Source organism: Brevundimonas sp. BR2-1, from assembly GCF_037626195.1.
Taxonomy (GTDB): domain Bacteria; phylum Pseudomonadota; class Alphaproteobacteria; order Caulobacterales; family Caulobacteraceae; genus Brevundimonas.
In genome coordinates, this window is record NZ_JARKMV010000001.1 from 1,508,521 (window position 1) to 1,521,075 (window position 12,555).

13 protein-coding genes are annotated in these 12,555 nt (G+C 70.2%); 5 read left to right on the forward strand and 8 right to left on the reverse strand.

Features of this window, described 5'->3' with window-relative positions; translation table 11 throughout:
• Window positions 1-277: 277 nt before the first annotated feature.
• Window positions 278-1,408, reverse strand: a complete 1,131-nt coding sequence (locus BrevBR_RS07570; RefSeq protein WP_332640228.1) for an AI-2E family transporter — start codon at window positions 1,406-1,408, stop codon at window positions 278-280.
• A gap of 101 nt (window positions 1,409-1,509) precedes the next feature.
• On the opposite strand from BrevBR_RS07570, the gene BrevBR_RS07575 reads away from it, so the two are divergent.
• On the forward strand, window positions 1,510-3,087 hold the full coding sequence (locus BrevBR_RS07575; protein ID WP_340000481.1) for a helicase HerA-like domain-containing protein: 1,578 nt from the start codon (window positions 1,510-1,512) through the stop codon (window positions 3,085-3,087).
• 4 nt (window positions 3,088-3,091) lie between these two features.
• On the opposite strand, the gene BrevBR_RS07580 is transcribed toward BrevBR_RS07575, so the two are convergent.
• The gene (locus BrevBR_RS07580) at window positions 3,092-4,219 is read right to left on the reverse strand and encodes an MltA domain-containing protein (protein WP_340000482.1); all 1,128 of its coding nucleotides are present in this window, start codon (window positions 4,217-4,219) and stop codon (window positions 3,092-3,094) included.
• Window positions 4,219-4,863, reverse strand: coding sequence for a TIM44-related membrane protein TimA (timA, locus tag BrevBR_RS07585; RefSeq protein WP_332640231.1), 645 nt, complete (start codon window positions 4,861-4,863; stop codon window positions 4,219-4,221). The genes BrevBR_RS07580 and timA overlap by 1 nt, the downstream gene beginning before the upstream one ends.
• A gap of 190 nt (window positions 4,864-5,053) precedes the next feature.
• On the opposite strand from timA, the gene secB reads away from it, so the two are divergent.
• Window positions 5,054-5,575 carry a protein-export chaperone SecB gene (gene secB / locus BrevBR_RS07590; protein WP_340000483.1) on the forward strand — a complete coding sequence of 174 codons (522 nt, stop codon included), beginning with the start codon at window positions 5,054-5,056 and terminating at the stop codon, window positions 5,573-5,575.
• Between the two features lie 60 nt (window positions 5,576-5,635).
• Here secB and dnaQ read toward each other — a convergent pair whose 3' ends face one another.
• From dnaQ to BrevBR_RS07615, 5 genes are read right to left on the reverse strand one after another with little or no spacing between them, the layout of a single operon-like run.
• Window positions 5,636-6,361, reverse strand: a complete 726-nt coding sequence (dnaQ, locus tag BrevBR_RS07595; RefSeq protein ID WP_340000484.1) for a DNA polymerase III subunit epsilon — start codon at window positions 6,359-6,361, stop codon at window positions 5,636-5,638.
• A 6-nt stretch (window positions 6,362-6,367) separates the two neighbouring features.
• Window positions 6,368-7,009, reverse strand: a complete 642-nt coding sequence (gene coaE / locus BrevBR_RS07600; RefSeq protein ID WP_340000485.1) for a dephospho-CoA kinase — start codon at window positions 7,007-7,009, stop codon at window positions 6,368-6,370.
• On the reverse strand, window positions 7,006-7,803 hold the full coding sequence (locus tag BrevBR_RS07605; RefSeq protein WP_340000486.1) for a shikimate dehydrogenase family protein: 798 nt from the start codon (window positions 7,801-7,803) through the stop codon (window positions 7,006-7,008). The genes coaE and BrevBR_RS07605 overlap by 4 nt, the downstream gene beginning before the upstream one ends.
• On the reverse strand, window positions 7,800-8,429 hold the full coding sequence (locus tag BrevBR_RS07610) for a Maf family protein (RefSeq protein ID WP_340000773.1): 630 nt from the start codon (window positions 8,427-8,429) through the stop codon (window positions 7,800-7,802). The genes BrevBR_RS07605 and BrevBR_RS07610 overlap by 4 nt, the downstream gene beginning before the upstream one ends.
• A gap of 2 nt (window positions 8,430-8,431) precedes the next feature.
• Window positions 8,432-9,316 carry a pyruvate, water dikinase regulatory protein gene (locus BrevBR_RS07615; RefSeq protein ID WP_340000487.1) on the reverse strand — a complete coding sequence of 295 codons (885 nt, stop codon included), beginning with the start codon at window positions 9,314-9,316 and terminating at the stop codon, window positions 8,432-8,434.
• 485 nt (window positions 9,317-9,801) lie between these two features.
• On the opposite strand from BrevBR_RS07615, the gene hemE reads away from it, so the two are divergent.
• From hemE to BrevBR_RS07630, 3 genes are read left to right on the forward strand one after another with little or no spacing between them, the layout of a single operon-like run.
• The gene (gene hemE, locus BrevBR_RS07620) at window positions 9,802-10,848 is read left to right on the forward strand and encodes a uroporphyrinogen decarboxylase (protein ID WP_340000488.1); all 1,047 of its coding nucleotides are present in this window, start codon (window positions 9,802-9,804) and stop codon (window positions 10,846-10,848) included.
• Window positions 10,845-11,906 carry a ferrochelatase gene (gene hemH, locus BrevBR_RS07625; protein ID WP_340000489.1) on the forward strand — a complete coding sequence of 354 codons (1,062 nt, stop codon included), beginning with the start codon at window positions 10,845-10,847 and terminating at the stop codon, window positions 11,904-11,906. Before hemE ends, hemH begins: the two co-directional genes overlap by 4 nt.
• On the forward strand, window positions 11,885-12,388 hold the full coding sequence (locus BrevBR_RS07630) for a CopD family protein (protein WP_332640240.1): 504 nt from the start codon (window positions 11,885-11,887) through the stop codon (window positions 12,386-12,388). Before hemH ends, BrevBR_RS07630 begins: the two co-directional genes overlap by 22 nt.
• Window positions 12,389-12,555 lie beyond the last annotated feature (167 nt).

Here is a 12,555-nt window from a genome sequence, read left to right on the forward strand (position 1 = left end):
GGTGTCCGATGGCCGCCTGACTAGGCCAGCCGGACCGTTCGGGGAACCCCCAAAAACGATGGCCCGGGTCGCTTTACGGAGGCTCGCCGGGCGAGACCGGGTCCGGATACGACAAGGCCGCCGAACTTGCGTTCGGCGGCCTGCTTCGGATCGGCGCCCGGGGAGGGGGGAGGGTCGGCGCCGATCTGTTCAACCGCGGCTTGGGGGAGGGGAGGGGCCGCGGCGACAGGGAGGAGATAGGCGCCGGTTGTGACCAATCAAGGGCGGCGGGGGCCCCTCAGTCGGCCGCGGACTGCGGCGGGTTGACGCGGCCCGGCGCACCCCGTTTGGGCTTCGGCTCCTCGTCCTCGGCATAGGGTTCGCCGTCGCCGGACAGCAGGATGGCCATCCAGCGCGATCCCCTGAACTCGGCCAGCACGGCCATGGCCATGACCGCCAGGGGTGTGGACAGGAACATGCCGACCACGCCCCACAGCTGGCCCCACAGCGCCAGCGACAGCAGCACCACGACCGGGTCGATGTTCTGGTTGTCGCCCTGCATGCGCGGCTGGATCATGTTGCCGCTGATGAACAATATGGCCTGCAGCCCGACCAGCAGGACCACCGCCGGCCAGTAGCTTTCGAACTGCACCAGGGCGAACAGCGGCGGCGCCAGGCCCGCGACCGCCCCGCCCAGCACCGGAATGAAGCCGACCACGAAGATGACGAAGGTCCAGAACTCGGCGTTCTGCAGCCCCACGGCCCGCATCAGCAGCCAGGCGGCGGCGCAGATCATGGCCCCGGTCACCGTCTGGACCCACAGATAGCCCTCGACCCCGCCCCTGACCCTTTCGAAGACCGCCAGCGCCTCGGCCCGGTTGTCGCGATTGGGGAACAGGCCCACCAGCTTGCGCCGGAATCCGGACTGCGAGGCCAGCAGGAAGGCCAGATAGACCATGACGAAGAAGGCGCCCGACAGAATCCCCTGGGCCTGCATGGCCGCGGCCGTCAGATAGCCGCGCACGTCCAGCCCCCTCAGCAGCTCGGCCGCCGTCGGAGCTGTGTGGATGCCGAACATCCGGCCTCCGTCCATCAGGATCTGGTCGATCCGCGGGCCGATCCGGCCGGTGATGCCCTCGGCCTGGTCGAAGAATCCCGTCGCGCCGTTCACGATGATGGCGATGGAGGCGAGGAAGCCCAGCACCACCACCAGCAACGCCGCCGCGCCGGCCCAGCGGCTCGGGATCGGCGTACGGGCCTCGACCGACCGTTTCACGCCGTCGATCATGATCATCAGGAAGATGGCCATGGCCAGCGGGGTCAGTATGCCGCGCAGCCAGTAGACGGCCGCTCCCCCCGCCACCACGGCGATGAGCACGAGCGCGTTGCGCGCGACAGTGGAGGTCGGCAGGGCGATGGGCGCTTTCATGCCGGCATCGTCTGCGGCGTCGGGGGTTCGGTCAATGATCTCGACAAGATGCTTGAAGCCCGCCGCCCGCCGCGACAGGGTGAGGCCCACAGGAGTGTTCCATGACTGAAGCCCCCGGCATCTTCCTCGGCCAATCTCTGGACGGTGGAGGCGGCCTGCCGGAAACCCTGCTGCTCAACCGCGCCAACCGCCACGGCGTCGTCGCCGGCGCGACCGGCACGGGCAAGACGGTCACCCTGCAGATCATGGCCCAGGGCTTTTCCGACGCCGGCGTGCCGGTCTTCTGCGCCGATGTGAAGGGCGACCTGTCGGGCGTCTGCGTCCCCGGCTCGCCCAATGAAAAACTGCTGGCCCGCGCCGCCTCCATGAATCTGACGCTCCAGCCGAAGGCCGCGCCCGTGGTCTTCTGGGACCTGTACGGCCTCAAGGGCCATCCGATCCGCACCACGGTCAGCGAGATCGGCCCGGTGCTTCTGGCCCGGATGCTGAACCTGAACGAGGTGCAGGAAGGCGTCCTGTCCGTCCTCTTCCACGTCGCCGACACCGAGAAGCTGCTGCTGCTCGACCTCGACGACCTGCGCGCCATGCTGGTCTATGTCGGCGAGAACGCCGACCGCATCGGGCGCGAGGTCGGCAATGTCGCCCCCGCCTCCATCGCCTCGATCCAGCGCGCCATCCTTCAGCTCGAGCAGCAGGGGGGCAAGGCCTTCTTCGGCGAGCCGGCCCTGCGGCTGGAGGACATGATGCGCACCGGTCTGGACGGCCGGGGACAGGTCAATGTGCTGGACGCCACCAAACTGATGGCCAGCCCGCGCCTGTACGCCGCCTTCCTGCTCTGGCTGCTCTCGGAACTGTTCGAACAGCTGCCCGAGGTCGGCGATCCCGAAAAGCCGCGCCTCGTCTTCTTTTTCGACGAGGCCCATCTGCTGTTCAACGACACGCCCGACGCCCTGCGCGAAAAGGTCGAACAGGTCGTGCGGCTGATCCGCTCCAAGGGCGTCGGCGTCTATTTCGTCACCCAGAATCCGGCCGACATCCCGGACAGCGTCCTGGCCCAGCTGGGCAACCGCATTCAGCATGCCCTGCGCGCCTACACCCCGGCCGAACAGCGCGGCCTGAAGGCGGCCTCGGAAAGCTTCCGCGCCAACCCCGCCTTCGACACCGCCGAGGCCATCCAGGGCTTGGGCGTCGGCGAGGCCCTGGTCTCGACCCTGGACGAAAAGGGCGCCCCCCGCCTCGTCGCCCGCACCGCCATCCGCCCGCCCGACAGCCGCCTCGGCCCCGCCACCGACCCTGAACGCGCCGCCGTCATGGCCGCCAGCCCCGTACGCGGTCTGTACGACACGGTGGTCGACCGCGACTCCGCCGAGGAAATCCTCGCCGCCCGCCGTGGCGAACAGGATCAGGCCGCCGCCGACGCGAAACTGGCCGAAGCCCGCGCCAGGGCCGAAGCCGCCGCCGCGAAAGACGCCGAAAAGGCGGCCGCCGCCCGCGAGAAGGAGCAGGCCCGCGAACAGGCCCGCTACGACCGGGAAGCGGCCCGTCCTCGCGCCGCGCCGCGCCGCTCGACCCGGGAAACACCCATCGAGGCCGCGACCAAGTCGGTGCTCAGGACGGCGGGCTCCACGCTGACGCGGGAGCTGCTGCGCGGCCTGTTGGGGGGGTTGAAGCGGCGGTAGATTTCTACCCGCGCGGAACCAGCCGCCACATCCTGAGCGGATGCCGCACGGTCCCCGCCTCGGCGCCGGCGGCCTCGCCCCGGCCCATATAGAGGTCGGCGCGGACAGGGCCGCGGATAGCCGAGCCGGTGTCCAGCGCCACGACCAGACCCTGATAGCCGCCCCGCGCCCCGGCCAGATTGCCGCCGTCGGCCGAGATCCACACCAGATCGCCATAGCGCCAACTGGCCGGATCGACCGCGATGGCGCGCCGCGCCGGCAGGGGAATCCCCGCCGCCCCGGCCGGATCGCCGCCGTCGTCGGGGTCCAGCTGGAAGAAGATATATCGCGGATTCAGCGCCATGACCTCGCGCGCCTCCGGCCCGCGATGCGCCGCCAGCCAGGCGCGGATAGCCTCGCCCGACGTCCCGTCCCTCGGCAGCAGTCCCCGGTCCGCCATCGGGCGGGCGATGCCGGTGAACGGGTGGCCGTTATCGGCGGCATAGGCGGCGCGGACCCGCGATCCGTCCTCCAGCGTCAGATAGCCCGACCCCTGGATCTGCATAAAGAACAGGTCCTCGGCCCGCATCCAGGCCAGCGGCGGCGCGCCGGATACGGCCTGCGGATCGACCTCGATCTCCGCCCGGACGGGCAGGGTCTGGCCCCGCGTCCAGCCGGCGGGGCGGGCCAGCACGGGCGCGTCGAATTCGGCGTCGGGCGTGGTGCGGGCGGAATATTCCGGCGCGAAATAGGAGGTCAGCAGGCCGGGCCGGCCGTCGGCCGTCCCGGCCTCCACGACGGTGAAGCCGGTTTCGAAAAACGCCCGCGCCGCCGCCTGCGTCACCGGCTTCGACGTCTGTTTGATCTGCATGGCCCGGGCGCACTGGACGCGGGCCGCGTCGTCCCGGGCCGCCGTACAGCCGACGGCATAAGCCTCGAAGGCCGCCAGATGGTCCTCGCCGGTCCAGCCGGGCAGGGACGCAGGGTTCAGGCCGGCCGGGGCGGTCGGCGCCGGGCGCGGAGGAACCGGCCGGGGCGAAACGGGAACAGGGGAAGGGGGCGTCGGCCCCGGCGGCGCGGCGGCGGGCGTCGTCGCGCAACCCGCCAGCAGCATCAGCGCCAGCGCGACCGCCCCGGCCCTTGCGCCCCGCATCAGGCGGCGGCGGGTTCTGTGCGGGCCAGAACCCAGTTCGGATCGCTGGCGCCCAGGGTCCGTTCGAAGGTCCACAGTTCGGCGACCCGGCGTTCCTCGATCTGCGGCTCGGCGGCGGCGTCGGCGGACGTCACCGTATTGCGCAGCTCGGCCAGGAAGCGGACCTTGGCGGTGGCCCGGTTCTCCTCGGCCGAGGCCAGTTCCAGATCGGCGCGGGCCGGGTGCAGGAATTCGGCGGCCTCGGTCTCGCCCCGGACTTCGCGGGCGGCGATGCCGGCCTCGAACGAGGCCATGACGGCCGGGGTCAGCAGCGGCTTCAGCGTCTCGCGGTCCCCGGCGGCATAGGCCCGCACGATGGTCTCATGCGCCTGCCGGGCGCCCTCGAGGAAGCGGACGGGGTCGAAATTTGGGTCGCGGGCCTTCAGCCCGGCGATCGAGGCCGCGGTCACGGCGTCCAGAACGCCCGGACGGCCGGCGGCCGGCTCGGCCTTGGCGCCGGCGGGGATGGCGGCCGGCTTGGCGCGCGCATCGTCCTCGGGCTGACGCCCGATCTTCTTGCCCAGCACATTATACAGCTGGAACAGAACGATAGCGGCGATCACGGCGAAGATGACGATCTGAATCTGGACCGGCGGCACTGGCAATCCTTGACTGGCGGCCGCGAAACGGCGGGCGCGACGACTGACGATTAGGGGCTCATATAGGGCCGCGCAACATGAACCGCCGCCCACGCCGGGCGAGCGTCGTTGCCGCACCCCCGGCCGCGTGCTAGTCGCCGCCCCTTCCGGGGCGTCTGAATGGACGCCGTTCACCCTATTCAGACAGACCCGACCGATGACCGACGCCGCCCCTCCCGCCGACGCCAATACGGCCGCGCCCGCCGACAACGCCCCGCAGGGCGCGCCGCAGGGCCCCGGTTTCCGCATCGTCGCCCAGTACGTCAAGGACCTGTCCTTCGAGAACCCCAAGGCCCCCGACAGCCTGCGCGTCGACGGCAAGCCCGCCATCGACATGGGCGTCGAGATGAACGCCCAGGGCCGCCCCGACGGCCTGTTCGAGGTCGACCTGCGCCTGACCATCAAGGCGACTACGGAGGCCATGACGGTCTTCAACGTGGAACTGCTGTACGGTGGCCTGTTCGCCCTGCAGGGCGTGCCCGAGCAGGACATCGAACCGCTGCTGCTGATCGAATGCCCGCGCTACCTCTTCCCGTTCGCCCGCGAGATCATCGCCCGCGCCACCTCGGACGGCGGCTTCTATCCGCCCTTCATGCTGGACCCGATCGACTTCGCCGGCATCTACGTCGCCCGCCAGCAATCCATCGCCCGCAGCCCGGCCGAAGCCGGCAAGGCCTAGCCTCAAGCAGCCTGCCGCCGCGCGGCAGGCGACAGGTCAACAAGAATGAAGGGGCGTCCGTCAGGCGGCGGGCGCCTTTTCCACGTCCAGGCCATAGCCCTTCCAAAGGGACAGGTCCTTGAGGGCTGATTTCAGGAAGACCTCGTGAGCGGCATGCTCGGCCTCGCTGCCGCGCGGTTCCAGCGGACGGAGGCGGGGCGGATAGCCCGCCGCCGCATGGGCCGCCGCCGCCGTCGCGACGGTGCGCGAGGCGGACAGGTCCAGCCGCCGCTCCTTGCCGCCCTTCAGCTCCAGATAGACCTCGGCCAGCAGGCGGGCGTCGATCAGGGCCCCGTGCAGGCTGCGCTCGACCAGGCTGATCTTGTAGCGCTTGCACAGGGCGTCCAGCGAATTGGCCATGCCCGGAAACCGGGTCTGGGCCAGCTTCAGCGTGTCGATCCAGCGGTCCTCGGGGAACAGGGCCCGGCCGCAGCGCCCGAACTCATGATCGATGAAGCTGCGGTCGAACTGGGCGTTATGGGCGATGATCGGCGCGTCGCCGATGAAGTCGCACAGGTCGATGACGATCTCGGCGAATTTGGGCGCGTCCCTCACATGATCGTCGGTGATGCCGTGCACCCGGATCGCGTCCGGCGGGATCGTCCGCTCGGGATGGATCAGCCGGTGAAACGTCCGCCCCGTGGGCAGCAGGTCCTCGATCTCGATACAGCCGACTTCGATCATCCGATCACCCGTGCGGGGGTCGAAGCCGGTGGTTTCGGTGTCGAGAACGATTTCGCGGGACATGCCCCCTTAATGGGGCGGTTCGGCCCGTTCCGGAAGACTGCGCCGGGGCGGAGACCATCCCTCGGCCAGAACCATCCCCACGATTTCGTTCACCCGGGCCCGCGCCGCCTCCAGCCCCTCGCCGGTGTCGACAACGAAGTCCGCCCGGCGGCGCTTCTCGGCGTCCGGCGTCTGCCGCGTCAGGATGGCCTCGAACCGTTCGCGCGTCATGCCGGGCCGGGCCAGAACCCGCGCCGCCTGCACCTCGGCCGGGGCTGTCGCCACCACCACCGCATCGACCGCGGCGTCGCCTCCCGTCTCGAACAGCAGCGGAATATCCAGCACCGCCAGCCTGACGCCCCGCGCCTCGGCCGCCGCCAGATCCTCCAGCCGGTGCGCCATCACCAGCGGATGGACGATGGTCTCCAGCCGGCGGAAGGCCTGATCGTCCCGCCCCAGCGCCTCGGCCAGTTTCGTCCGGTCAACGGCCCCGTCCACCACAACGCCCGGAAAGGCCTCGCCCACCGGCTCAACCGCGGCCCCGCCCCTGGCGTACAGCTGGTGCACGGCCTCGTCCGCATTCCAGACCAGGGCACCGGCCTCGGCGAACATCGCCGCCGTGGTCGACTTGCCCATGCCGATGGAACCGGTCAGACCCAGGACGATCATGCCGCCTCTCCCAGCGCCTTCAGCGCCACGGCCCGCACGTCCACATCCCGCGGCGCGATCCCGAACAACGCCCGGAACGACGGCTCCGCCTGGCCGATCAACATGGCCAGGCCGTCCACCGTCGTCAGTCCCCGCGCCCGGCCGTCCGCCAGAAACGGCGTAGCGAGCGGCCTGTAGGTCATGTCCATCAGCACCGCGTCCGACCGCAGGGCGGCCAGATCGATCGCCGGCGGGACGCTCAGCGCATTGACCACCAGCGCCGCCTCGCCCAATGCGGCGGCGTCGACCACCGCCACCCCGAGATCGTCCGCCAGCGCCCGGGCCCGCTCCACCGTCCGGTTCAGCACCCCGACCTCGGCCCCCGCCGCCTTCAGGGCCGCCGCCGCAGCCCGCGCCGCGCCGCCCGCGCCCAGCACCACCACCGGCCGGCCCGCGACATTCAGAGCCGGGGCCTGCCCGGCCAGGGCGGCTATCAGGCCCAGGCCGTCGGTGCTGTCGGCCCGGACCCGGCCGTTCTCGAACACCAGCAGATTGGCCGCGCCGCAGGCCCGGGCCGTCCCGGTCGCCTCATCCGCCAAAGCCAACGCCTGTTCCTTGAACGGCGCTGTCACATTCAGTCCGCGCAGGGCCCCGCGCCGCCCCTGATCGACCAGTTCCGCGAAGCCGTCGGCGTCCGCGGGACCGAAGCGCCGATAGACGGCGTCCAGTCCCGCAGCCGCGATCCAGGCGCCGTGGATGACAGGGCTCAGCGAATGGGCGATCGGCTGCCCGACGACGCCGGCTATCACCGTCATGACCGCAGCACCCCGGCGCGCCGCAGCTCTTCCAGCACCGGCCACAGCGGCAGGCCCAGGACGGTGAAATAGTCGCCCTCCACCGCCTCGAACAGCTGCGAGCCCATGCCTTCCAGCCGGTAGGAGCCGACACAGGCCAGCAGTCCCTCGCCCTCGGCCTTCAGATAGGCGTCAAGAAAGGCGTCAGAGAAATTCCTGACCCGCATGGTGGCGGTGTCGAGGCCCGACCAGACGACTTGTCCGTTCCGCGCCAGGGCCGCCCCCGAATGCAGCTGATGCGCCTTGCCGCGCATCGCCTTCAGCCGCTCCCGCGCCGCCTCCAGCGAACCGGCCTTGGACACCAGACCGTCATCGAAGGCCAGGGTCTGGTCCGCGCCCAGCACCCAGGCGTCCGCGTCATGGCGCGACACCGCCAGCGCCTTGACCCGCGCCAGCTCGATCGCCAGCCCCGCCGCATCGGCCGGATCGTGGCTCGCCTTGACCGCGTCCTCGTCGACATCGGCGACCTGCACCACGAACGGCACGCCGGCCTCCTCCAGCATGGCCCGCCGGGCGCTGCTTTTCGAGGCGAGGATCAGGCGCTCGCCCCCCTCTTTCAGCCCGAAGGGCGATCGTGCGCCGGGCATGCTCACCACGCAGCCCCCAGCCGCCGTGTGCGGCGCTCGTTCAGCACATTGATGATCGCCGCCGCCGTCTCCTCGACCGACCGCCGCGTCACATCGATGACCGGCCAGCCGCGCCGCTCGAAGGCGCGTCTCGCCTTGACCGTCTCCTCGCGCACCGCATCGTGATCGACATAGGACGAGGCCCGTGTCGCGTTCAGCCCGTCCAGACGGTTCTTGCGGATCTGAACCAGCCGGTCGGGCGACACGGTCAGGCCGATGATCAACGGATTTTTCAGGCCGACCAGCCGCTCCCCGTCCTCCTGGCCCGGCACCAGCGGCACATTCGCCGCACGGATGCCGCGGTGGGCCAGATAGATGCAGGTCGGCGTCTTGGACGTCCGGCTTACCCCGCACAGCACCACATCGGCGCTTTCCAGCTGGGCTGTCGTGCCCTGGCCGTCGTCATGGGCCATGGCGAAGTCCAGCGCCGCGATCCTGTTGAAGTAGTCGGTGTCCAGCGCGTGCTGGGCCCCGACCCGGGTCGACAGGGCCGCGCCCAGATAGCGCGAAAGGGCGCCGACCAGCGGGTCCAGGGCCGCGATCTGGGGCATGTCCAGCTTGCGGCAGCCCGCCTCCAGCTGTTCGCGAAGTTCGCGATCGACCAGGGTGTGCAAGACCACGCCCGGCGAGGAGGCAATCTCCTCCAGCACCCGTTCCATCTGTTTGTCATTCCGCACCAGGGCGTAGATGTGCTCGATCGGAATGACCCCGTCGAACCGGGCGACCACGGCCTTGGCCATGGCGTTCAGCGTCTCGCCCGTGGAATCCGACACCAGATGGACGTGAAAATAGGTCGCCAGCCGCGACGGACCCGTCGCGCGTCCTGCGCCTGCTGCGCCCGGCGTCATCGGCGGCTGTCCATATGTGCGAGACTCCTGTGGACCGGGCGGGGCGCCGTTGACCGTCGGCTGTCGGACTTTTCCTATAGCCGGGCCGGACGGGGGCGGCGAGCGGGGACAGAGGTGGACGGCGCAGGGACTGCCGGTCGTGTTCATCCCCGTCCCGACGTCCGGCTCGCGTTCGCCTGTGGAGATCCTTAATGAGACGTTAACGGCGCCCAGCGTCAACGGCGCCCGCCGGGCCGGAAAGCTCGCCCTCAAGGCCTTTCCGGAATTTATCCCCGCTTTCACCAGCCCGGTGCGCGGCGGTGCGCCGTCTGTGACCGATTGCGGAAAACCCGTCCGTCCGCGTCCGAAAGACACGGCTTATCCCCGCCATCCCCCGCCCTGCCTTCTACCTCCCATTCTTCGAATCTTTTCCTGAGAAGGATTGGAGGGGTGCGACACGGGCCGGGGTTGAGCCTGAACCGGGCCGCCGGTAGGACCGGGGTCAGATGACCGCCTTGCCCCACACCCCATTGCTCCTGAAGGTTCTCGCCGGAGAGATGCCGTCGCGTCCGCCGGTCTGGTTCATGCGTCAGGCCGGACGCTACCTGCCGGAGTACCGCGCCCTCAGGGCGACGACGCCGGACTTCATCTCCTTCTGCCTTGATCCAGAAAAGGCGGCCGAGGCGACCCTGCAGCCGATGCGGCGCTTCGGCTTCGACGCCGCCATCGTCTTCGCCGACATCCTGCTGATCCCCCGGGCCCTGGGCCAGGAGGTCTGGTTCGAGGCCGGCGAGGGACCCCGGCTCGGCGCTTTGCCGCCGGTCGAGGCCATGCGGGAGCTGACGTCGGGCGCCGGCGAGGCGCTGAAACAGGTCGGCCAGACCCTGTCGATCGTTCGGGGCCAGCTTGAGCCCGAACGCGCGCTTATCGGTTTCGCCGGCGCGCCGTGGACGGTGGCCACCTATATGCTGGACGGCGAGGCGCGGACGATCGGCAAGGGCGAACGCGCCCAGGCCCGGACCTACGCCTACGCTGAGCCTGAAAAGGTCGCAGCCCTGCTGGAGGTGCTGGTCGAGGCCACGGCCCATTATCTGAAGATGCAGGCCGACGCCGGCGCCCAGGTGCTGAAGATCTTCGAGAGCTGGGCCGAGGGCCTGCCGGAAGACCTGTTTGAAACCCTCGTCCTGCGCCCGCATCAGCAGCTGGTGCGCCGCACGCGCGAACTCGGCGTCACCGCGCCCCTGATCGGCTTCCCGCGAGGCTCGGCGGCGCTGGCGGAACGGTATGCCGCGGAGGTCGATGTTCAGGCTGTGGCGCTGGATACGGCATGCCCGCTGGAGATCGGCCGCCGCGTCCAGGCGATCAAGCCCATCCAGGGCGCGCTGGATCCCCTGCTGCTGCGCGCCGGCGGGCCGATGCTGGATCGCCGCGTCGACCAGCTGCTCGAGGCCTGGGGGCGGGGCCCGTGGATCTTCAACCTCGGCCACGGCATCCTGCCCGACGTGCCGATCGCCCATGTCGAACAGGTGCTGAAGCGGATCGGCGCCCAATGACGGGTGCGCTCGCGGGACGGCGGATCGCCGTGGTGCTGTTCAATCTCGGCGGTCCCGACGATCAGGCCAGCGTGCGGCCCTTCCTGTTCAACCTGTTCCGCGATCCGGCCATCATCGGCCTGCCTGATCCGTTTCGAACCTGGCTGGCCGGACTGATCTCCAGCCGGCGCGAGACCGGCGCCCAGGCCAACTACGCTCTGATGGGCGGCGGCTCGCCCCTGCTGGCCGAGACCCGCCAACAGGCGGCGGCGCTGGAGCAGGCGCTGGGGTCCCGGCTGCCGGGCGACACCGTCCGCGCCTTCATCGCCATGCGCTACTGGTCGCCCCTGACCGAACAGGCCGCCGCCGACGTCGCGGCCTTCGCGCCGGACGAGATCGTATTGCTGCCCCTCTATCCGCAGTTCTCGACCACCACGACCGAGTCCTCGCTCAAGGCCTGGCGCGAGGCCTATGCGGGGCCGGGCGTCAGCCGCACCGTCTGCTGCTATCCCCAGGCGCGGGGGTGGATCGCCGCCCAGACCGAGGCGGTTCGGGCAAGGCTCGCCGAGGCCGGCCACCGTCCCGTGCGAGTCCTGTTCTCCGCTCACGGCATCCCGGAAAGCCTGATCGCGAGGAAGGGCGACCCCTATCAGGAGCAGGTCGAGGCGACCTGCGCCGCCATCGCGGCCGCGGCCGGGCTGGGCGAGCGCGGGGCCGACTGGACCATCTGCTACCAGAGCCGGGTCGGACCAATGAAATGGCTGGGCCCGTCGACGCCCGAAGCGATCCAGCGGGCGGCCAGTGAGGGCGTGGGCGTGGTCGTGACCCCCGTCGCCTTCGTCTCCGAACACATCGAGACCCTCGTCGAGCTGGACATCGAATACGCCGAACTGGCGCACGGACTGGGGGTCGCCCCGTATCTGCGGACCCCGGCTGTCGGCGTGGCCGCGCCCTTTATCCGGACCCTGTCCGACGCCGTCGTTGAGGCCTTGCCGCGCGAGGGCGTCGCGCCGTACGGTCCCGGTTGCCGGGCCGCGTGGAAGGCCTGCCCGGCCCAATGCGCACGGAAGGCGGCCTGATGCTGGATGGCACGACATTCGAAATCGTCCGGGGTCTGCATATTCTGGCCGTCATCGCCTGGATGGCCGGCATGCTCTTCCTGCCGCGTCTTTATGCCTATGACGCCGAACAGGCGGACAAGGCCGAACCTCTGCGATCAGAGATGCAATCGCTGCTCCGGATCTGGCAGCGGCGGCTGCTGAAGATCATCATCAATCCCTCGATGAGCCTGGCCTGGGTGTTCGGGGTCTGGATGATCCTGATCCACGTCTATGGCTTCGGCGCGGGCTGGGGCTTTCTGGCCCAGCCCTGGATGGCGACCAAGCTGCTGGCCGTCGTGGCCCTCAGCGGCTGGCATGGCTTTCTGTCGAAAGAGCTGAAGCGCATCGCAGCCGGCACCTCGACCCGCACGGGCCGCTTCTGGCGGATGACCAACGAAATCCCCTTCGTGATCGCCATCGTGGCGGTGCTCTCGGTCACGACCCAATGGACCTTCGGCTAGGTCCCGCTTGACCTGACGGCCCCCGCGTGGTTCCCCTCATCCCGAACCGTTCCTGGCAGCGCCGGGCGGTCCCTCTCTCTCAGCGACGCCGATCGGATTTCTCCCGTCGGAGCCCGTCGTTCTCCCTGCCGGCCCGCAAGGCCAGACATCGTCAGCCCGCCCGGTCT

What these genes read in the sequence shown, in the direction of transcription:
- BrevBR_RS07615 (WP_340000487.1), bottom strand. Translation starts at nt 9,316, where the DNA reads ATGACGCCGGGCGCAGCAGGCGCAGGACGCGCGACGGGTCCGTCGCGG.
- secB (WP_340000483.1), top strand. Translation starts at nt 5,054, where the DNA reads ATGACCGACGCCGCCCCTCCCGCCGACGCCAATACGGCCGCGCCCGCC.
- dnaQ (WP_340000484.1), bottom strand. Translation starts at nt 6,361, where the DNA reads ATGTCCCGCGAAATCGTTCTCGACACCGAAACCACCGGCTTCGACCCC.
- BrevBR_RS07605 (WP_340000486.1), bottom strand. Translation starts at nt 7,803, where the DNA reads ATGACGGTGATAGCCGGCGTCGTCGGGCAGCCGATCGCCCATTCGCTG.
- hemH (WP_340000489.1), top strand. Translation starts at nt 10,845, where the DNA reads ATGACGGGTGCGCTCGCGGGACGGCGGATCGCCGTGGTGCTGTTCAAT.
- BrevBR_RS07610 (WP_340000773.1), bottom strand. Translation starts at nt 8,429, where the DNA reads ATGCCCGGCGCACGATCGCCCTTCGGGCTGAAAGAGGGGGGCGAGCGC.
- BrevBR_RS07630 (WP_332640240.1), top strand. Translation starts at nt 11,885, where the DNA reads ATGCGCACGGAAGGCGGCCTGATGCTGGATGGCACGACATTCGAAATC.
- BrevBR_RS07575 (WP_340000481.1), top strand. Translation starts at nt 1,510, where the DNA reads ATGACTGAAGCCCCCGGCATCTTCCTCGGCCAATCTCTGGACGGTGGA.
- BrevBR_RS07570 (WP_332640228.1), bottom strand. Translation starts at nt 1,408, where the DNA reads ATGAAAGCGCCCATCGCCCTGCCGACCTCCACTGTCGCGCGCAACGCG.
- hemE (WP_340000488.1), top strand. Translation starts at nt 9,802, where the DNA reads ATGACCGCCTTGCCCCACACCCCATTGCTCCTGAAGGTTCTCGCCGGA.
- BrevBR_RS07580 (WP_340000482.1), bottom strand. Translation starts at nt 4,219, where the DNA reads ATGCGGGGCGCAAGGGCCGGGGCGGTCGCGCTGGCGCTGATGCTGCTG.
- coaE (WP_340000485.1), bottom strand. Translation starts at nt 7,009, where the DNA reads ATGATCGTCCTGGGTCTGACCGGTTCCATCGGCATGGGCAAGTCGACC.